Annotated in this window: 17 protein-coding genes; 5 read left to right on the forward strand and 12 right to left on the reverse strand. The window is 71.9% G+C overall.

Annotation, left to right across the window (positions count from 1 at the left end; translation table 11 throughout):
* Positions 1-31 precede the first annotated feature (31 nt).
* The 4 genes from fxsT to ACZ7L6_RS22080 all read right to left on the reverse strand — a co-directional run bounded on the left by fxsT (position 32) and on the right by ACZ7L6_RS22080 (position 7496).
* Positions 32-3922 (reverse strand): FxSxx-COOH system tetratricopeptide repeat protein, encoded by a 3891-nt coding sequence (gene fxsT, locus ACZ7L6_RS22065; RefSeq protein WP_471926385.1) that lies wholly within the window; start codon positions 3920-3922, stop codon positions 32-34.
* Complete coding sequence (locus ACZ7L6_RS22070) at positions 3898-4848, reverse strand: AAA family ATPase (protein ID WP_471926387.1); 951 nt, start codon at positions 4846-4848, stop codon at positions 3898-3900. Before ACZ7L6_RS22070 ends, fxsT begins: the two co-directional genes overlap by 25 nt.
* A gap of 67 nt (positions 4849-4915) precedes the next feature.
* A complete protein-coding gene (locus ACZ7L6_RS22075; protein ID WP_471926389.1) occupies positions 4916-6418 on the reverse strand; it encodes a VMAP-C domain-containing protein in 1503 nt (500 codons plus the stop codon).
* 211 nt (positions 6419-6629) lie between these two features.
* Complete coding sequence (locus ACZ7L6_RS22080) at positions 6630-7496, reverse strand: TIR domain-containing protein (protein WP_471926391.1); 867 nt, start codon at positions 7494-7496, stop codon at positions 6630-6632.
* Between the two features lie 213 nt (positions 7497-7709).
* On the opposite strand from ACZ7L6_RS22080, the gene ACZ7L6_RS22085 reads away from it, so the two are divergent.
* From ACZ7L6_RS22085 to ACZ7L6_RS22100, 4 genes are all read left to right on the forward strand, one after another.
* Positions 7710-8471 (forward strand): DeoR/GlpR family DNA-binding transcription regulator, encoded by a 762-nt coding sequence (locus ACZ7L6_RS22085; protein WP_471926393.1) that lies wholly within the window; start codon positions 7710-7712, stop codon positions 8469-8471.
* A complete protein-coding gene (gene pfkB, locus ACZ7L6_RS22090) occupies positions 8468-9415 on the forward strand; it encodes a 1-phosphofructokinase (RefSeq protein WP_471926395.1) in 948 nt (315 codons plus the stop codon). Before ACZ7L6_RS22085 ends, pfkB begins: the two co-directional genes overlap by 4 nt.
* A 271-nt stretch (positions 9416-9686) precedes the next feature.
* On the forward strand, positions 9687-11771 hold the full coding sequence (locus ACZ7L6_RS22095; protein ID WP_471926397.1) for a PTS fructose transporter subunit IIABC: 2085 nt from the start codon (positions 9687-9689) through the stop codon (positions 11769-11771).
* 112 nt (positions 11772-11883) lie between these two features.
* On the forward strand, positions 11884-12138 hold the full coding sequence (locus ACZ7L6_RS22100; RefSeq protein WP_471926399.1) for a hypothetical protein: 255 nt from the start codon (positions 11884-11886) through the stop codon (positions 12136-12138).
* Positions 12139-12204: 66 nt separating this feature from the next.
* Here the strand turns inward: ACZ7L6_RS22100 and ACZ7L6_RS22105 are convergent, their stop codons facing one another.
* The 4 genes from ACZ7L6_RS22105 to ACZ7L6_RS22120 form a co-directional block, all read right to left on the reverse strand.
* Positions 12205-12951: a DUF6227 family protein gene (locus ACZ7L6_RS22105; protein WP_471926401.1), complete on the reverse strand. Its 747-nt coding sequence runs from the start codon at positions 12949-12951 to the stop codon at positions 12205-12207.
* Between the two features lie 178 nt (positions 12952-13129).
* Positions 13130-14350, reverse strand: a complete 1221-nt coding sequence (locus ACZ7L6_RS22110; protein ID WP_471926403.1) for a L,D-transpeptidase — start codon at positions 14348-14350, stop codon at positions 13130-13132.
* Positions 14351-14519: 169 nt separating this feature from the next.
* Positions 14520-15548 (reverse strand): P1 family peptidase, encoded by a 1029-nt coding sequence (locus ACZ7L6_RS22115; RefSeq protein WP_471926405.1) that lies wholly within the window; start codon positions 15546-15548, stop codon positions 14520-14522.
* A gap of 84 nt (positions 15549-15632) precedes the next feature.
* Entirely contained in the window at positions 15633-16871 is a 1239-nt protein-coding gene (locus ACZ7L6_RS22120; protein ID WP_471926407.1) for a low temperature requirement protein A, read from the reverse strand.
* 143 nt (positions 16872-17014) lie between these two features.
* Here ACZ7L6_RS22120 and ACZ7L6_RS22125 point away from each other — a divergent pair, with 143 nt between their 5' ends.
* A complete protein-coding gene (locus tag ACZ7L6_RS22125; protein WP_471926409.1) occupies positions 17015-17197 on the forward strand; it encodes a hypothetical protein in 183 nt (60 codons plus the stop codon).
* Positions 17198-17213: 16 nt separating this feature from the next.
* On the opposite strand, the gene mscL is transcribed toward ACZ7L6_RS22125, so the two are convergent.
* From mscL to ACZ7L6_RS22145, 4 genes are all read right to left on the reverse strand, one after another.
* Positions 17214-17672, reverse strand: coding sequence for a large conductance mechanosensitive channel protein MscL (mscL, locus tag ACZ7L6_RS22130; RefSeq protein ID WP_471926411.1), 459 nt, complete (start codon positions 17670-17672; stop codon positions 17214-17216).
* 87 nt (positions 17673-17759) lie between these two features.
* Positions 17760-18320 carry a hypothetical protein gene (locus ACZ7L6_RS22135; protein WP_471926413.1) on the reverse strand — a complete coding sequence of 187 codons (561 nt, stop codon included), beginning with the start codon at positions 18318-18320 and terminating at the stop codon, positions 17760-17762.
* 162 nt (positions 18321-18482) lie between these two features.
* Complete coding sequence (locus ACZ7L6_RS22140; RefSeq protein ID WP_471926415.1) at positions 18483-19325, reverse strand: S-methyl-5'-thioadenosine phosphorylase; 843 nt, start codon at positions 19323-19325, stop codon at positions 18483-18485.
* A gap of 103 nt (positions 19326-19428) precedes the next feature.
* Complete coding sequence (locus ACZ7L6_RS22145) at positions 19429-19743, reverse strand: FmdB family zinc ribbon protein (protein ID WP_471926417.1); 315 nt, start codon at positions 19741-19743, stop codon at positions 19429-19431.
* Positions 19744-19754: the final 11 nt, after the last annotated feature.

Genomic DNA, 19754 nt, shown 5'->3' on the forward strand with positions numbered 1-19754 from the left:
CGGGACCGTCGTACGGTTGTGCCGCTCCCGGTCACAGTGGCATCGGGTCGATGTCGCAGTCCGCGCGGTGGTCCCAGTCGGCCGCCTGCGCGACCGCCGGGTGGCTGCTGCCCAGCTTGCGGGCAAGGCGTTCGCGGACGTCGCCGCGCAGGGACTCCGCCTCCTCGGTGCGGCCCATCGCCCGCATGTCCATCGCCAGATTCGCCGCGCAGGCCAGGGTCGAGGGATGGTCCTCGTCGAAGACCTCACGGGAGCGGCGCAGTGTCTCGGTGTCCAGTTCCAGGGCGCCGGACACGTCGCCGAGCGCGTGCAGATCGCTGGCGAGGTTCGTGCGGCACACCAGTGTGGACGGGTGGTTCTCGCCGACGGCAGCCGTGAGTCCCTCCAGCGCCACGGAGTTGATGTACCGCGCGCCCGCCGCGTTTCCCAGCTGCCGGTGGGTGACCGCGAGGTTCACGGCGGCCGACAGGGCGTGCGGATGGTGCTTGCCGTACGTCGCCTCGTACTGCCGGCAGATGTCGCTGCCCAGCTGTAACGCCTCATCCAGGCTGCCCCGGTGCCGCAGGTGGATGGTCAGTTCGAGGGTGGCGGCCATGGACTCGGGGTTGTGGTCGCCGTATCGGCGTACGAGTTCGGAGCGGATCCGCTCCGCCGTGATGGCGGCCTCCTGGTGCCGGCCGGCTTTGCGGAGCCCGACGGCGAGGTGACGGACGCACGAGAGGGCGAACGGGTTGGTGTCGCCGAGCAGGGAAGTGGCCTGCTGGGTGATCTCGCGGTGATGAGTCAACGCCGTGCAGTAATCGCCGAGTTCGCGGATGTCGATGGCCAGGCCGAGCCAGGTGAGCAGGGTGAGGACGTGGTCCTGGCCGAAGACCTGGGTGCGGTCGTGGTAGGTCCGCTCGTCCAGCCGTCGGGCCCGGTCGAAGTCGCCGACCAGACGCAGGCTCACACCGAGGTTGTGCGCGGCGCGCATCGTGTCCGGGTCGTCCGGGCCTATGAGCCGTACGTACTTCTCGTGCACGGACTCGGCCAGGCGGAGCGCCTCTTCGAACGCGCCCCGCACCCGGTGGTCTATGGCGACGTTGCCGAGCGCTTCGATGGTGTCCTGGTGGTCGGGACCGACCGACCGTAGATAAGCCTCCAGCACCTCGGTGTTGAGCTCGGCCGCCTCTTTGTAGCGGCCCATGTTGAACAGCAGGAACCCCATATAGCGGGCGACCGCGAGGGTCTGCGTGTCTTCCTCGCCCAGCCGCCTGCGCCAGTTCTCGTGCGCGGTGCGGGCCAACTCGAGGCCGGACTCGTAGTCGCCCCGGCGCAGCAGGCACCTGACCTCGTTCACCACCAGGTTGCGCGCCCGCCTCTCGTCGGACAGCACCGCCTCCGACACGACCACATGGGGATACAGGGCGCCGTAACGGTCCCAGCGCACCGCGTCGTCGGGGTCGTTGGGGTCGCTGGCCGCCAGCAGCAGATGGGTGCCGCGCCGCATGACCGCCCGGTCCTCCTCGGTCATCCGGAACTGCAGCGCGGCCTGCACCAGCCGGTGCATCTGCAGCGAGTTGGTGCGGTGGTTGAAGCGGGCCAGTGAGTAGCGGCCGATGTCGCGGATGACCTGGCCGAGCCGGATCGGGTCCTCCAGGGCGGCGTCCAGCTCGGGGGTGATGGAGCCGGGCGGCATGCGGGTGAACATGCTGCGCGCGATCGGTTCGGGCGCGCAGAACGAGCACACCTGTAACAGCTGGTACGCGGCCGGGCTCTTGGCCTCCAGTTGGTCCAGCGAGATGTTCCAGGCCGCGATCACAGGGTGCTGGTCGCCCAGGGGAGCGGTGCCGCGCAGCAGGTCGAGGCGCTTCTCCGCGAGCAGGCGCAGGTACTCGTCCACCGGCATGCCGGTCTCCGCGTGCCAGGCGGCCGCCTGCTCGATGGCCAGCGGCAGGTCGCCGAGCGCCTCCGCGAGCCGGTCGGCATCCTCGTCGCTGATCCCGGGCCCGCGCACCTGCAGCAGCTGTTTGCTCTCCTCCCGCATGAAGACGTCGACCTCCAACGGCCGCGCGAGGGAGGCCCATTGGGGGTTGCGGGAGGTGACCAGGATGTTGCCGGGCCCACCGACCGGGAAGAACGGCCGTACCGCCTCCGGGCTTTCGGCGTTGTCGAAGACCAGCAGCCATTTGGCGTAGGGCACTCCGATGCGCAGCGACTCCAGGACCGCGGCGACCGTCGAGGCGGCGTCGGAGCCGGGCTGCAGTCCCAGCCGTGGGGCCAGCTCGACCAGGGAGAGGGAGATCTGCGCGGTGCGCTCGGCGGAGATCCACCAGATCACGTCGTACTCGGTCATACGGCGGTAGAGGTACTCGATGGCCAGCAGGCTCTTGCCGACCCCGCCCATGCCGTGCAGCGCGTGCGGCAGCACGGCGGTCGCCCGCTCCCGCAGCAGCCGCTGGTGAAGTTCGTCGAGGAGGGCCTCGCGGCCGGTGAAGTTCGGATTCCTCGGCGGAATGTTCCCCCACACCGTGGGTGTGTTGCTGGCGCGTTCACTGCCCACCGTGCTCGCCGGGGCCTGATGCGGCATCACCGGCCTCCTCTTCCCCTGAGTCGTCTGAGTCGTCGATCGGTCGGCGCCGTCCGGGGCCCGGACGACGGCATGGCTGGGTGTTGCGGGTGCGGTGGTGCCCCGGTGCGCGGTGTGCCGTACGTGTTCCCGGTGGGCCGCCAGTGCTGCGTCCACCTCGTTCGCCGACCTCAGGAACGGCCCGGACAGCGCGTGCAGCACGGCGCTCTCCGCGCTGAGCCACGGCTCGGACTCCTCGTCGACCGGCGGGACCGTGGGCACGGCGGCCCCGCGCAGCAACCGGGGCAGTCGCCACAAGTGTTCCCCGCCGGATCCCCGCCGATCCCCCACCAGTTCGACGACTCGCACCAGATCGGAACGCCGCCCGGCGGCGAGCAGCTCCTCGCGCACCCCGGTGGCGAACCCGAAGGCGGCGGCGGATCTGTCGGCGGGCCTGACCAGGCCGTGCACCAGCAGTTGCGCGAAGTCGGCGAGCGAACCGTCCGGCAGGACAGCGTCCTGAACCTCGCCGATCAGCGGCGGGCCGAGCGGGACCGCGGCGAGCATCGTCGCCAGAGTGAACACGTTCCTGGGCACCGCGGAGCGGAAACGCGCCACCTGCGCCGCCGCATCCCCGGGCGGCTCCGGGTCACCGACCGGGGCGGGCATGCGCGCGCGGGGGAACATCACCGTGAGCGGCAGCCACCCCGGCGGCGCCGCGCCCAGCAGGCCGGACCAGGCGTCCAGCCAGCGAGGGCTGAGTTCGAGCACCGGGATCGGCACATCGGGGCGCCTGCCCGGCGGCAGCCCGCCCACGTCCGGACCCAGGCCCCGTGCGCGCCACCGCAGCCGGCGGTTGGCCACGGCCGGCGCGGGCGAGCGCAGCAGTACCTGCCAGTGCTGCAGCCCCGTTCCGGCCCACACCGGGTGCGGCAGCAGGTCGACCACCGCGACCGGCCCGGCCTGCCCCCAGCGACGCAGCAGCGGCTCCACGGCATGCGTGCGCCAGCGCGGGCCCGCACCGTCGGTGAGCAGCAGGGTCAGCCGGCGGTCTGCCCGGCGCTGCAGCGTCGCCGGAGCAGCGTCGCCGCCGTACGGCAGCCGCCGACAGGTGTCGTCGTACGGCAGCCGGTGCACGGTGATCCGCCCGAACGCGCCGCAGCGGTGCAGCGCCACGGCGAACGCACGGACCGTCTCCTCCCAGACGCCCATGGTCGGCCCCGCATCGGCCACCACCGCCACGTCCCAGGCACCACACGCCGCCCGGCTCGGTCCGAGCGCCGCACCGAGGCGGCGCAGGGCGTCCGGGAGGCCCTCGGGGAGGGCCGGGGGAAAGGAACCGGCCGCCGTCACGGCTCCTCCGCCGCGGTCCACCGCCACAGCGTGTCGACCGCCTCCTGCCAGCTGCGCCCGTCCGCGGCGATGGCCGGCAGGACGCCGTCGACGGCCAGCTGGAGGGCATCGAGGAACCGTTCCACGACGGGCCCCTCGGCGTCGGCGGCCCGTTCCAGGAAGGCGTCGACCACGTCCGGTGCGGGCGCCCGGGCCGAGTCGCCGTCGGGGAAGCGGGCGGCGGCGACGGCACGCAGGAACTCGGGAGTCGGCCGCGGCATCCGCAGAGAGACACAGCGGGACACGAGGTCGTACGGCAGATCCCGGTCACCCGCGGTCGTGATGACCAAGACCGGGAAGGCATCGCAGCGCACCACCCCGCCGGACAACGGCACCCTGGCCGCCGGATCGTCGTCCGGCGCCAGCCGTGCCTCGCCCCCGGGCGCGGTGTCGGGCAGGGAGAAACCGCCGGCCGTCAGCACCGTGCACAGGTCCTCGGGCAGGGCGATGTCGGCCCGGTCCAGCCGGTCGATCAGCAGCACCCGGGGTGTGCGGTGGGGCAGGAAGGCGGTGCCGAGCGGTCCGAGCCGGGCGGCACCCGCGTACAGACCCTCGTGGAGCGTGCTCAGGCTGGTGATCTGCCAGCGCAGGACGCGGCCGAGGCCGAGTTCGCGGCTGATGCGGTACGCAAGGGCCGACTTGCCGGTGCCGGGTTCGCCGGTGACGAGCAGCGGGCGGCTCAGGAACAGTGCCGCGTTGACCCGGTCCACTTCCTCCGGCACCGGCGGCAGCGGGTGCGCCGGGTCGCCGAGCAGGACGGACGCGTACGGGTCGTCGGCCTGCGGCGCCGGCAGGTCCGGGCCGCCACCGAAGCTGCGCCAGGCAGGCGGATCGGGCCAGTCGTCCAAGCCGGTGCCGGGGCAGCCGGTGCCCCGGTAGATCCCCCACGGCTCGCTGTTCGCAGGCATCAGCGGCGTCCCCTCGGGTCGGTGGCTCGCTCTGTGGTTGTTCCCCTCCCGGACCGGCGATCGGCGCTCACCGTACGTCCGGCAGCACGGGTTTGCGGTCCGGGTCGTCCCACAGGACCGCCAGATGCCGGCCCGGGTGCGTGCCGTTCTCGCCGTCGATGGCCGCCCGGCGGCGGTAGGCGGCGACCTTGGCCGGAAACCGCTGCAGGCCCTCGTCGAGCAGCGTGCTCAGGACGTCCCGGAATTCCTGGGTGGACCGGTTCGCGCGGTGCCAGATCACCACGGGCAGCCCGCTGCGCAGTGCCGCCTGGAGCTCCCGCTGCCCGCACTCACGGCCGGGCAACGGCGGTTCGCTCAGCACCAGGGCCACGAAGTGCTCGTTGTCGCCCAACCGGGCCTCCAGGCCGCGCAGATGGTCGCCGTTTCTGCGGGCCACGTTCATGTACACCGACTCCGAGGCGTGCTCGCCGACGGCGAGCTGCTCCCAGCGGTGGCGCCAGAACCGGTGCCAGGCGGTGTTCTGCAGCCGGTCCAGGCTGCGGATGACGACGGGGTAGTCCACCGCGAGCGGTACGTGCGGCACCTCGCCGGGGTCCCGGGGCCACCAGTCCACCGGCAGATTGAGCAGCTCGAAGGGGAGCACGAACTCCAGCCACAGGTGCGCCGACCTGTCCCCGCCGACCCGTTCGACCTGCCGGATGATCCGGCTCACCGTGGGCTGAAGCCCCTGTGCCGGCACCCTGACCGGAGTGTCGCCGTGCTCCCAGTCCAGGCCGCGCGCGTCCGACATGAAGGCGTACGTGAGGGTGTAGAACCCGTCCTCCAGTGGGTCGGGGGTGATGTGGATGGCGAGATATTCCTGGTGGCGCCTGGAAGGGACCGCCGCCGGCCGCGATCTGGCCCGCTCCTGGTCCAGCCGCGCGGCCAGCTCGCACTTGAGGGCCCACTGGCGGTTGCGCGCCATGACCTCGGTCGCGGTGCGCGGATCCATCTGCGCGGTGCTCCGGTCGAGGTAGACCATCCATGGCGGCAGCCCACCGGGCGCCGCGTTCTGCCCGGCCACGTGCAGGAAGTCGTGCCAGGGGGTCTCGGCGTGCGGCGGCGGTGCGGGCAGCCGGTCGTCCGTGGCCGCCCGGACCAGTGCGAGGCGCGTCGCGTACGACATCTGCAGCGGCCCGAGGGCAGCGGCGAGGAACTGCCAGGAGTCGGTGACCTCGGGCAGACCCGTCACCGAGGCCACGGCCGCCCACTCGTCGGCCAGCCGTTGCACGACAGCGGCCTGGGGGCAGTCCTGCTCCAGGTCCGACAGCATCCGTGCCAGCCCGGTCAGCCCGCCCTCCTCGGCGGCGCAGAACCGGAACAGCTCCACGAACTGCAGCTGTGTCGTCGCCTGCTCGCGCAGCACGACCCGGCGGCCCACCGCCTCTCCGACCAGCTCGACCAGCAGCGCCCGGGCCGGACGGTCCCGCAGCGTGCGCACGTCGAGGAGCGCGGAGACGGTCTCCTGACGGATCCGTTCCTGTATGCGCAGGGCCGACCTGGCTGCCGTCGCATCGTTCTCGATCGTCAACGCGGCCCCATTAGGCCGGGGAACGGCGAGGGTGCGGCGGAGGCGTCCGCGCGTCTGTCGGACCGCCGGTCCCGCCGGCCGTGCAGCCGGCGCACGCGGCCCTGGGACGGCCCCGCGAAGGCGCGTTCGCACTCGGTCACCCCTTGCCCCGGGCCCGCCTGCCCGCTGCCGCGCGACACGATGCCGACGCTGATCGTCACCGCCGCCCCGCTCAGCCGGGAAACCGCGGCGGCGCGAGCGGCTTGGACCGGCCGCTGCGGGCGCCGCCGATGCCGTCGAGCAGGCGCGTGCGGGCCTCCTCGGGGGGCAGGCCCACCAGGTCGATGTACACCACACCGCCCAGCAGGCCGCGCGGGGTGAAGGGCGCGACCCGGACCGGTACGAGTCTGCGGGCCACGCCCGTCGGGTCCTCGCCCTGCGCCGCGAGCGACTCCTGGCGGCCGTACACCGAGCGCAGGTAAGCCGGGGACAGCACGGCGACGATCCGTTCGCACTCGGTCACCCCCTTCTCCATGACGAACTGCCAGTTGCTGCCGGGGACGAAGTCCCACTCCTGGACCAGCACGCGGTAACCGGCCTCCTCCAACTGCCAGGCGATCCAGGCTGCCCATGCACGGTCGGCGGAGGTGTACGAGACGAAGAAGTCCTTACGGTCCCCACTCCCCTCAGGGGGCGGGAGAACGGGATCGGAAGGCGAGGTGGAGCGGTGGTCTCCCGGTGTCTCCCGGACCGCGGGCTCGCCGTCGCCCCGCTCCTCGGGGCTTTCCCACTCGGCGGCGAGCCGGGCGACCGTCTCGGCCGCCCGGCTGGAGCCCTCGATCAGGTGCACGGCGGAGGTCAGCGCGGGGAGCCCGTCCTTGGTCTGGACGCAGAAGCGGACGAGCTCGAGCAGCTGCAGGTGCGCGGTGGACTGCTCCCGTAAGGAGAGCCGGCGCCCGAGCAGGTCACCGATCAGCTCGATCAGCAGCGCCCGCGCCTGCGGGCTGGTCGTGTTCGGCGAGTCGAGCAGCGCGTCGACCATCCTGGTCTGCCAGCTGTGGTCCGGACGGGCGGGGCGCTTCGAGTCGTCTGTGTCCACAACACCCCCCGAGAAGCTGTGTCCCGAGGTCCAGGATACGGACGCGGTGACACGGCGTCAGGGGTTCGGCGAGGCAGGAGCGAGTGGGTGGAGCCATCTCTCTCGATGCCTGTTTGTGTCCGTCCTGCGCCCGAACCTGTTTACTTTCCAGAAATCCGGGCGTAGCCTCCCAGCGAAACCACAAGTTCGGGCACAGTTCGGAGGCGAACGGACATGTACGCACCGGAGCGGCAGCAGGAGATCCTCCGGCTCGCCCGTGACGGCGGCCGAGTGGACGTCCTGTCGCTGGCCGAGGAGTTCCAGGTGACGGCGGAGACGATCCGCCGGGACCTGAAGGCCCTCGACCGCGCCGGGCTCGTGCGCCGGGTGCACGGTGGTGCGATCCCGGTCGGGCGCCTGGACTTCGAGCCGGACCTCGCCGAGCGGGAGGGCACGGCGGCCGACGAGAAGGACCGGATCGCGAAGGCGGCCCTCGCCGAGCTGCCCACCGAGGGCACGATGATCCTCGACGCCGGTACGACGGTGGCCCGCCTCGCCGCCGCGCTGCCGCTGGAGGCGTCCCTCACCGTCGTCACGCACAGCCTGCCCATCGCCGCCCGCCTCGCGGACCACCCGGGCATCCAGCTCCACCTGGTCGGAGGGCGCGTTCGGCACCGTACGCGCGCCGCCGTGGACGCCTGGGCGCTGCGCGCGTACGGCGAGATCCGCGCCGACGTGCTGTTCGTCGCGGCCAACGGCTTCTCCGCCGAGCACGGTCTGACCACCCCCGACCTCGCCGAGGCCGCCGTGAAGCGCGCGGCCGTGGCAGCTGCCCGCCGCGTGGTGCTGCTCGCCGACTCCTCCAAGCACGGCCAGGAGCACTTCGCCCGCTTCGGCGACCTGAGCGATGTGGACCTGCTGATCACGGACAGCGGGCTGAGCCCCGAAGACGCCACCGCGATCGAGCGCGGCGGCACGGAAGTAGTACGCGCATGATCCTCACCGTCACCCCCAACCCGTCCCTGGACCGCACCTACGAGGTCCCGTCCCTCGACCGGGGCGAGGTCATCCGCGCCACCGGCGAGCGCATGGACCCGGGCGGCAAGGGCGTGAACGTCTCGCGTGCCGTCGCGGCCGCCGGGCGGCGCACGATCGCGGTCCTGCCCCTGGGGGGTGCGCCCGGCGCACTCGTCGCCGACCTGCTCGACGCGCAGGGCATCGAGGTCACGGCGGTGCGGGTCGCCGGAGCCACCCGCTCGAACATCGCGCTCGCGGAGTCGGACGGGGTGCTGACGAAGATCAACGCGCCCGGTCCCGAGCTGTCCGTGGCCGAACAGGAGCTGCTCCTGGAGACGGTGCGCGAGCAGTCGCACGACGCCGACTGGATCGCCTGCTGCGGGAGCCTGCCCCGGGGGCTCGCGCCGTCCTGGTACGCCGATGTGGTCGCCAGGGCGCACGCGGGGGGCGCGCGGATCGCGCTGGACACCTCCGGGCGCGCCCTCCTCGAAGCCCTGCGTGCGCGGCCCGACGTGGTGAAGCCGAACGCCGAGGAGCTCGCGGAGGCCGTCGGGCGCCCCCTGGCCACGGTGGGCGACGCGATGAAGGCGGCCGAGGAGCTGCGCGAGATGGGCGCGCGGGCCGTGCTCGCGAGCCTGGGTGCCGACGGGCAGTTGCTGGTGGACGGCACGGGCGCCTGGTACGGCAGTGCGCGCGTCGACGTCGTACGCAGCAATGTCGGCGCGGGCGACTCCTCCCTGGCCGGTTTCCTGATCGCCGGCGGCAGCGGCCCGGAGGCCCTCGCCTCGGCCGTCGCCCATGGCGCGGCGGCCGTACAGCTTCCCGGCAGCGTGATGCCGGCCCCGGGCGACCTGGACCCGGCGGCGGTGACGGTCACGGCCGAGGTGCCGGTGGATCGCGTCCTGAAGGAGCCGGTGTCATGACGAATGTCGTGGTTGTCACACTTCTTGCCGATCCGGTCCGCAAGCGGCGAAGCTCGGCGTTACTCGCGCCCGCCGACGGACGGCAGGGCCTCCTGAGCCGCTCTGCCGCCCGGGGGAGGCGGGCTTTCCCCGACCTCGCCTCCCCCACCCAGGCCACCCCCCACCGCACCCACGCCACCCCCCACCGCACTCACCCCACCCCCCACGGCACCCCCGTCCCCTCTTCCGCCCACCAGACTCCCCGGGCGATACGCGTGCGAAGGAGCCCGCGATGAGCGACATGATCACCGCGGACCTGGTCGATCTCGACCTGTCCGCCGACACCAAGGAAGCGGCGGCGCGCGCCCTCGCCGAGCGCATGGTGGCCCTGGGCCGGGTGACCGACCTGGAGGGCTTCCTCGCCGACGTGGCCGCCCGCGAGGCGCAGATGCCGACCGGTCTCGACGGCGGCATCGGCATCCCGCACTGCCGCAGCGAGCACGTCACCGAGCCGACGCTCGCCTTCGGGCGCAGCGCCGCCGGCATCGACTTCGGTGCGGCGGACGGCCCCGCCGACCTGATCTTCCTGATCGCGGCTCCGGCAGGCGCGGACGACGCCCATCTGACGATCCTGTCGTCGCTGGCCCGCCAGCTGATGAACGCCGAGTTCACGGACGCGCTGCGGTCGGTGGGCGACGCGGCGTCGGCGGCGGCGCTGATCCGGGGCGAGGAGCCCCAGGCGGCCCAGGCGGCCGCTTCCGCAGACTCCGTGGCGTCGTCGGTGGCGGCCTCCGCCGACGACGCCACGGGCACCACGGCCCCGGCGCCGGGCGCGCACGCCGAGGGCGCGAACGCCCCGGCTTCCGCCGACGGCGAGCGCCCGTTCCGTATCGTGGCCGTCACCTCCTGCCCGACCGGCATCGCGCACACCTACATGGCGGCCGAGTCGCTGGAGAACGCGGGCCGGGAGGCGGGCGTCGAACTCGTCGTCGAGACGCAGGGCTCGGCCGGCTTCACCCGGCTCGACCCGGCCGTCATCGCGGCGGCGGACGGCGTGATCTTCGCCCACGACGTGTCCGTACGGGAGAAGGACCGCTTCGCCGGAAAGCCCACCGTCGACGTCGGTGTGAAGGCGGGCATCAACCGCCCCGCCGAACTCATCGCCGAGGTCCGCGAGAAGGCGGCCCGCGGTGAGGTCACGGCGGCGGCCCGGACCGGCAGCACCCCGGTCGAGCGCGGCGGCGAGCCCGGCGAGGGCTACGGCACCAAGCTGCGCAAGTGGCTGATGTCCGGCGTGAGTTACATGGTCCCGTTCGTCGCGGCGGGCGGTCTGCTGATCGCCCTCGGCTTCGCGATCGGCGGCTACCAGATCAACGAGGCCAAGCCGGTCACCGAGCACTTCGACTGGCTCCAGGTCGACAGCTGGGGCGCGCTGCTGTTCCAGATCGGCGGCGTCGCCTTCGGCTTCCTGATCCCCGTCCTCGCCGGCTACATCGCCTACGGCATGGCGGACCGGCCCGGTCTCGTGCCCGGCTTCGTCGGCGGCATGATCGCCGCCGACATCAACGCGGGCTTCCTCGGCGGTCTGGCCGCCGGTCTGATCGCCGGTGCGGTCGTCCTCGCCATCCAGCGGATCAAGATCCCGCCGGTGCTGCGCGGCATCATGCCGGTGGTCGTGATCCCGCTGTTCTCCTCGATGATCGTCGGCTTCCTGATGTTCGTCGTCATCGGCAAACCCATCGCCGAGGCGCAGAAGGGCATGACCGACTGGCTCAGTGGCCTCTCCGGCACCAACGCCGTCCTGCTCGGCATCCTGCTCGGCCTGATGATGTGCTTCGACCTGGGCGGACCGGTCAACAAGGTCGCGTACGCCTTCGCCACCGGCGGTATCGCCGTGCAGGCGCCCAGCGACTCAGCGATGAAGATCATGGCCGCCGTCATGGCCGCCGGTATGGTCCCGCCGCTGGGCATGGCCCTGGCCACCGTGGTCCGCAAGAAGCTGTTCACCACCGCCGAGCGCGAGAACGGCAAGGCGGCCTGGGTGCTGGGCGCCTCCTTCATCACCGAGGGCGCGATCCCGTTCGCCGCGGCCGACCCGCTGCGCGTGATCCCTGCCTCCATGGCGGGCGGCGCGGTGACCGGTGCGCTGACCATGGCCTTCGGCTCGACCCTGCGCGCCCCGCACGGCGGCATCTGGGTCACCTTCCTGATCGGCAAGCCGTTCCTGTACCTGCTGGCCATCGCGGCCGGTACGGCGGTCACGGCCGGCCTGGTCATCCTCCTGAAGGGCATGCGCAAGACGGCCCCGGAGACTGGCTCGGCCGCCGAGTCCCAGGCGGCCACGGCCGCGGAGGCGAAGCAGCCGGTGGCGGCGTAAGGCACCAAGAGAGCCGCTTGTCCCTTTGAGGCGCTGTGAGTTGTTCACGGCACCTGCGAGATACGTCACGGTCCGGGCCCAAAGGCCCGGACCGTGGTGTCTACTGGGGCTTATGCCTGAGCACGTCTCGTTTCTCCAGTTGCTGGGCGCGGCCGTCCTGGCCCTGGCGGCCGTGCTGTGGGTGATCGGCCTGACCCGCGTCCTGCGCAACGTCCGTGCCGAGCAGTCGCCGAGGCACTCGCGCCCGATACTCTCCGCGCTCCCGCACCAGCGGCAGGCGGCCCCCGAGCTGGAGGCCGTCGAACTCACCCCGGCGGAACGGGACGCGTTCGCGGGACTCGTACGACAGCTCAACGACGGTCGCTGAAAGCTGTACGGCCGCTGAACAGCGGGGCCGGCGCCACGACACGTGCGCCGAACAGCGGGGACAGGGCTACGACACCTGCGCCGCCCGCCGCTCCATCGCATCACGCGCCGTGTCCTCGTCGACGTACACCTCGCACATGTGCCGTCCGTCCGGCGTCGCCGTGTGCTCGACCTCCCACAGCGAGACCTCCCTGCCGTCGCGCAGCAGAAAGGCGTGCTCGTAGAGCGAGAAGCACAGCCCGGCGCGTCCCACTCGGCAGGGGCGCCCGAACGCCTGGGTGATCTGGTGCGCGAAGGCCGTAGCCAGCAGCGCGGCCGTCTCCGCGCCCGGCCGGTCGGCGTTCTCCGCCCGGCGCAGCAGCCTGCGCGCGTGATCCGGCGAGTCGTCCGGCGCATACGCGTGCCGGGGCGCGGGGATCGGCGACAGCTGCACCGTCACCGGCAGTTCGAAGTCCGGGGCGTCCGGCGGCAGCGGCAGCCGCGAGGTCGCGGCGCGCAGCTCCTCCTCGTCGACGTACACCTCGTGCTGCGCCAGCCCGCCCCGCGCGGTGTTGTGGACGAGCTCCCACAGGGTGAGCGCCGAGCCGTCGGCGAGCAGCCAGGTGTGCCGGTACGTCTCGCGGTGCAGCCCCGCGCTGTGGTGCGCGGAGTGCAGCGAGCTGTCGTGAGCCAGCGCGCAGTCGAGCCGCCGTATCGTCTCGTCGGGCAGCTCGAAGGAGTTCAGGGCGCGGCCGAGGAGTCGCGCGAGGTGCTCCTCCGGAGACTCCGGCGACTCGGGTGGTTCGTACGCTGCCGTCTCGTACGGAACGCTCAAGGTTTCTCCCGGCGTTGCTGCATGTCACCTTGTGGGTGCATACCGTAGCCCCTCGGTCGGACATCATGTCCGGGAACCGAGAAAACGTACGTCCGGTAAAACGCGCGGGCCGCGCGAGAAGTTCCCGCGCGGCCCGACGAACCGTCAAGAATCCCTGCTGGGAGGGGGTTTCAGTGGATCACGCGGCGCTGCCCGCCACCCACTCGCTCCATGACATGTTCCAGCCGTTGAGTCCGTTGTCCGGCGTCACGCTCTTGTCGGGGGAGTTCTTGACGATGACCACGTCGCCGAGGAGCGAGTTGTCGTAGAACCACTTGGAGGGCGTGTCCCCCTGCCCGCCCTTCACGTCCTGCAGACCGACGCAGCCGTGGCTGGTGCCCTGGCGGCCGAAGGGCGGATTGCCCTTGTTGTACCAGTAGTTTCCGTGGATGAACGTGCCCGACTGGGTCAGGCGCATCGCATGCGGCACGTCCTTGATGTCGTATGCGTCGGCCAGGTTGACCGTGCGGCTGTCCATGTGGAGCTGCGGGTACTTCTCGGAGATCACCATCTGCCCGTTGTAGGTGGAGAACTCCGAGCTGCCCGCGGAGATCGGCACCGACTTGATCGTCTTGCCGTCCCGCACGACCGTCATCGTCTGCGTGTTCACGTCGACCGTCGAGACCTGCGAGCGTCCGACGGTGAAGGTGACGGTCTTCTTCTGTACCCCGTGGACGCCGTTTGCCCCCTCGACGCCGTCCAGGTCGATCTTCATCGTGACCTTGGATCCGGCCTTCCAGTACTCCTCGGGCCGGAAGTCGAGCCGCTGCGTCCCGAACCAGTGCCCGACCACCTTCTGCCCGCTGCTGGAGGTGACCGTGATGTGCGACTGCACGGCCTTCTTGTCGCTGATCGCCTTGTCGAAGGTGAATGACACCGGCATGCCGACGCCGACGGTCGTGCCGCCGTCGGGCGTGTACGTCCCGATGAAGCTGTTGGCCTTGGAGACCGTGGTGAAGGTCGAGTCGGCGTTGGAGGTACGCCCGTCCGCGTCCTTCGCGGTGGCCGATATCTCGTACTTCGTCCCCCGCTCCAGCTGCTCCTTCGGCTTCCAGCTGCCCCCGTCGGCGGACAGGGAACCGGGCACGGCCTGCCCGCTGTCCGCCTCCGTCATCTTCACCTCGGTCAGCTTGCCCTCGCTGACCTTCACGCCGGTCGAGTTGATCGACGCCCCCGTCGAGCCGTCCTTCGCCGAGATCACGATCTTCGCCGCGGAGGTCCTGGGCGAGTCCTTGCCGCCCTTCCTGTCCTCGTTGTCGGCGTTGGCGCTCCCACCGCAGGCGGTGAGGGTCAGGGCGCCGATCATCAGGGCGGCACAGGCCCCCAGTGCGCGCCGCGCTGCTATGTCCGGCGTTGTCACGATCTGCTCCATCTTCGTGTGATCTGCGGGATCCGTTCCGTTCCACGGTGGAAGAGGCCACCGTCACGGGACCGGGTTCCCGACGTTCGCGGTGAATGCCGTCACGTGACAGAACCGCGACAATCGAACACACGGGAAAGGTGCCACCGCGTCAGCTGCCCGGTCGCGCTCAGCGCACCCCGTACAACTCCCCGTACGACGGCCACGCTCCACCCGGCCCGTCCACCGACTCGGCCGCGCGCACGGCACGCACGATCGCGCGGGTCACCGCGTCCGCGCCCGCCGTGAGAAGGCCGTTCAGCGCGAGGGGGTGCTCCGCGTCGAGCGGGTGTTCCCCGGTGGCCAGTGCGAAGACCGTGTCCCCGTCGTTGAGCAGGTGCACCGGCCGCACGGCGCGTGCGATGCCGTCGTGCGCCGTGCCGGCCAGCTTCTGCGCCTGCGCCTTGGACAGCTGCGCGTCGGTGGCGACCACCGCGAGCGTGGTGTTCAGCGGGGGCGGTGCGTTCTTGGCCGCGGCCTCGGCCAGGCGCCGGTGTGCGGCCTCGTGCACGTGTGCCTCCGGGTAGTTCACCCGTCCCTGGAACAACTCCCCGTAGAGCACGCCGGTTTCCGGGTCCACCGCCGCCCCCGCCGCGTTCGCCACCACCAGGGCGGCCACCGTGGTCCCCGAGTCCAGGACGGTGCTCGCGGTGCCGATCCCGCCCTTGACCGGCCCGACCGTGGCTCCGGTGCCGGCGCCCACGCATCCCTCCCGCACGGGTGTGCCGGGTTCGCTCGCCGCGGCCGCCTCGACCGCCGCCCGGCCGGTGGCCGCGTCCGGCCTCGCGCGGAAGTCGCCGCCCCGGCCCAGATCGAAGACGCAGGCGGCGGGCACCACCGGCACGACATGCGCCGGATCCAGCCCCACGCGCACCCCCCGCCCCTGCTCCTCCAGCCAGGCCATCACCCCGGACGCCGCGTCGAGCCCGTACGCGCTGCCGCCGGTCAGCACGATCGCCTCGACCTTCTGCACGAGGTTGCGCGGATCGAGCGCGTCGGTCTCCTTGGTCCCGGGACCACCGCCACGTACGTCCACGGCGGCGACGGCCCCGCCCTCGGGCGCGAGGACGACCGTGGTGCCGGTGAGCCAACCGTCGCCGATGCGCGTCGCGTGCCCCACCCGCAGCCCCGCGACGTCTGTCAGAGCGTCAACTGTCATACGCCCAGTCTCGTGCAGCGACGGGCGCCGTCCCACGACCTCGTCGGCCGTTCCGCCGGCCGCCGGGAGACGTTCCGTCGGCCCCTAGGAGACCGGCGCCTGCACCGCCTGTCTCTTCTCCCGGCTCGTCATGCGGGCCGTCAGCGTGGTCCCGGTCGCCACCGCCCCCGCCGAGACGAGGCCGGCCGCCAGTACCGCCCACTCGCCCAGGAAGGTGCAGCAGATCACCAGCAGTGCCGTCGTCGGCAGCACCAGCTGCTGGGCGATGCCCACCTTGAAGTAGCGGGAGTGCAGCGCCCAGACGGTGAGGAGATAGAGCGCCGTCGGCAGGGTCACCGCGGCCGACGCGGCCAGCGTCGAGATGTGCGCCTTGCCGACGGCCTGCTCGACCGCCACCTCCAGCCCCGCGCCGATCGCGGCCGCCGAGGCGAAGACCAGGTAGTGGCCGTAGCCCCACAGGAACGCCTGCTTGTTGGAGCGCAGATGGCCGTGGATCGGCACCACGAAGTAGATCCACCACGCGGCGAAGATGATCAGCAGCCCGCCCGCCGCGATCGGCAGCAGGTCGCCCAGCGCGTCGTTCTCGTCGATGCCGGTCTTCACGGCGACCGTGGCCGCGGCGATGGTCTCGCCGAGCACGATGATCGTGAACAGCCCGTACCGCTCGGCGATGTGGCGCGGATGCCAGGACGTGGGATGGTCCTTCTCCGCATACGGCGGCACGCACATCTCGAGGATCGCCATCACCAGGAAGACCCAGGCCCTGCTGTCCTCGGGCAGGACCACCAGACCCGCCCAGCCGATCTGGCACAGCAGTACGCCCGCGACGTACCGCAGGGCCATCGTTCTCTCCGCGCCCTCGCTCGATCTCGCCACGCGCAGCCACTGCGCCACGAGGGCGACCCGCATGATCACGTAGCCCAGCCACACCGCCAGGAACTCGTGCTCCTCGAACGCCCGGGACACCCCGGCCGCCAGCACCAGCACACCGGCGATCTGAATCAGGGTGACGACCCGGTAGAGGGCGTCGTCGTTGTCGTACGCCGAGGCGAACCAGGTGAAGTTCATCCAGGCCCACCAGATGGCGAAGAAGACCATCGCGTAGTCGAGGATCCCCTCGCCCGCGTGCCCCTCGGCGACGGCGTGCACCAGCTGAAAGCCCGCCTGGGCGATGGCCACGACGAAGCACAGGTCGAAGAAGAGTTCCAGCGGAGTGGCGGTCCGGTGCGCCTCACCACGGCCACGGGCCGTGAGCCTGCGCAGCGGGCGAGGGCTCCGTGGCGCGCGGGGGGAGTCCGGCGCGGGAGCTGAACGGGACGTCATGGGATCAAGCACAGCAGATGGGGCATGGAATTTCTTGCCCAGCGATTCACAGGTGCCCACGGCCCTCACCCGCAGCCGGGAAGGCCGTGGCGCGAGGGCCGTGGCCGCGAGGTCCGTGGCCGGGCGGGCCGTACCCTGGACGCATGAGCACCGCCCCCGCCCCCGAGCCGCGCAAGCCCAAGCCCGCGCTGATCTTCGACGACCCGCTGGACCAGCAGTCCTCGGACGACACGGACCGTGGATGGGGCGAGCGGCCGGGCAGCGACGGCGACAGCGCGGCCGACCTGAAACGCTTCCTCGACGAGAAGCCGCCCCACCACCTCTGAGCCCGGCCGGCCGCCGTCATGGCTGGTTGTTCCCCGCCCCGCGCTGGGCGACCAGGGCGTCGCGGATCTCCTTGAGCACCTCCAGCTCGGTCACCTCGATGACCTCGTGGGCGCCCTCCTTCTCCTTGCGCCGAGCCTCGACGCGGGCCAGGTACTTCGCCATGGGCAGGACCATGAGGAAGTAGACGACGGCCGCGGTGATCACAAAGCTGAGGGTCGCGCCGAGGACCGAGCCCCACAGGATCTGGATGCCCTGCTCGCCCTCGCACGTCGAGCTCAGGCACGAGCTGTAGTGATCGAGGTTCTTGGTGCCGATCGCTCCGACCAGGGGGTTGATGATCCCCTTCACCACCGCGTTGACGATGTTGGTGAACGCGGCTCCGATCACCACCGCCACGGCCAGATCGACGACATTCCCGCGCATCAGGAAGGTCTTGAAGCCCTGCCAGACGCTCGGATCCTTCTTCTCGCTCACTTCGGAGCCACCCCTCGGACGCACACGTTGTGGAACAGACCGCTCCGCAACCTACGTCAGCGCCACGCCACCCTGTCCAATCCCGGCTCAGCACAGCGTCACCGCCAGCCGTGCCGTCGCGCTCGCCCCCGCGAGGCGTGCCGCCGTGGCGCGCGGCACCGAGAGCACGACCAGCGCTCCGCTCTCGCTCGCGGCGTCCAGGGGCTCCGGCACCTTCGTCACCCGCGCCCCGCGCGCGACCACCTGGGCGTCGCCGCCTGTCGCGGTCTCCTCGGCGGCGATCACGTCGACCCGGTCACCGGGCCGCAGCAGCCGCACGGTGGCCCCGTCGGCGATCCGCACCGGCGCGGACACCCGCTCGACCGCCCGGTGCTGGCGTACCGGCTCCGCCACCGGATGCCCGCGCGCCCGGTCGGCCTCCCGAGCCGCCTCGCGCGGACCCGCCGCCACGAGCGCCGCCGCGGTCACGGCCAGCCCGGCCGCCACGGCCCGCCTGCGATGCCGTACCAGCCGGCGCAGCGAATACCGCCCGCCCCGCACCCGCACCGGGGCGAAGTGCGGCACCTCGCACGTGGCCGGAGTGTCCGGGCCCGGCGGGAGCGGAACTGCGGGAGAGGACCAGGAGCGGGACGACGGAGCAACGGACATGAGGACCACCACCTGCGACGACGGAACGGCTTGCGACGCCACGATGAGGCATTTCGCCGCCGCCCGCCGGAGCCCGTGGACTACCGCCCGGTTGTGGAAAACTCCCCCACCCGAACGAGGAGTTCCGCCCTCCGAACGAGGAGTTCCGCCCCCGAGATCCCCCTACGGCAGCTCGAAGCCCGGATCCATCCCACCCAGCGCCCCGGTGCACAGACAGTCCCGCTCCTCGTTCGCCGGCAGCGCGGCCACCGCGTCGAAGAGCACGCCCCGCAGCCGGTCCACGTTCGCCGCGAACACCCGCAGCACCTCGTCGTGCGAGACGCCCTCGCCGGTCTCGGCGCCCGCGTCGAGGTCGGTGACCAGCGTCAACGACGTGTAGCAGAGCTCGAGTTCACGGGCGAGCGCCGCCTCGGGGTGGCCGGTCATGCCCACCACCGACCAGCCCATGGCCTGGTGCCACAACGATTCGGCACGGGTCGAGAAACGCGGGCCCTCTATGACCACCAGCGTGCCGCCATCCACCGGCTCCCAGTCCCGCCCGCGCGCCGCCTTCAGCGCGGCCGCCCGCCCGGTGGGGCAGTAGGGGTCGGCCAGGGAGACGTGCACGACGTTCGGCACGGTGCCGTCGGGCAACGGCAGCCCGTCGAAGTAGGTCCCCACCCGGGACTTCGTACGGTCGACCAGCTGATCCGGCACGAGCAGCGTGCCCGGCCCGTACTCGGGCCGCAGGCCGCCGACCGCGCACGGGCCGAGGACCTGGCGCGCACCGAGCGAGCGCAGCGCCCAGAGGTTGGCCCGGTAGTTGATCCGGTGCGGCGGCAGATGGTGACCGCGGCCGTGCCGGGGCAGGAAGGCGACCCGTCGGCCGGCGATCTCGCCGAGGAAGAGGGAGTCGCTGGGCGGCCCGTAGGGGGTGTCCACCTGGATCTCGGTCACGTCGTCGAGGAACGAGTAGAAACCGGAGCCGCCGATCACGCCGAGTTCGACGTTCGCCTTGTTCGCCATGCCCGCACCCTAACCGGACCCGGAAACGCCGAGGACCCCGTCGCCGGATGACGACAGGGTCCCGTAAGAGAAGCGGGCCCTACGCGCGCGTAGGACGTCGGCCTTACGCCGCGGAGCTGCTGGAGGAGGTGCCGGCGCTCGACGACTTCGAGTCCGAGGACGACGAAGAAGAGGAGGACGACGAGTCGGACGAGGAGGACGTCGACGACTTGGACGACGCCGGCGAGCTGCTCGACGAGGCGCCGCGGCTGTCGTTGCGGTAGAAGCCGGAGCCCTTGAAGACGATGCCGACCGCGGAGAACACCTTCTTGAGGCGGCCCTGGCAGCTGGGGCACTCGGTCAGGGCGTCGTCGGTGAACTTCTGCACCGCCTCGAGGCCCTCGCCGCACTCGGTGCACTGGTACTGATAGGTGGGCACTGTCTTCCTCC

Source organism: Streptomyces sp. NPDC107522, assembly GCF_055657525.1.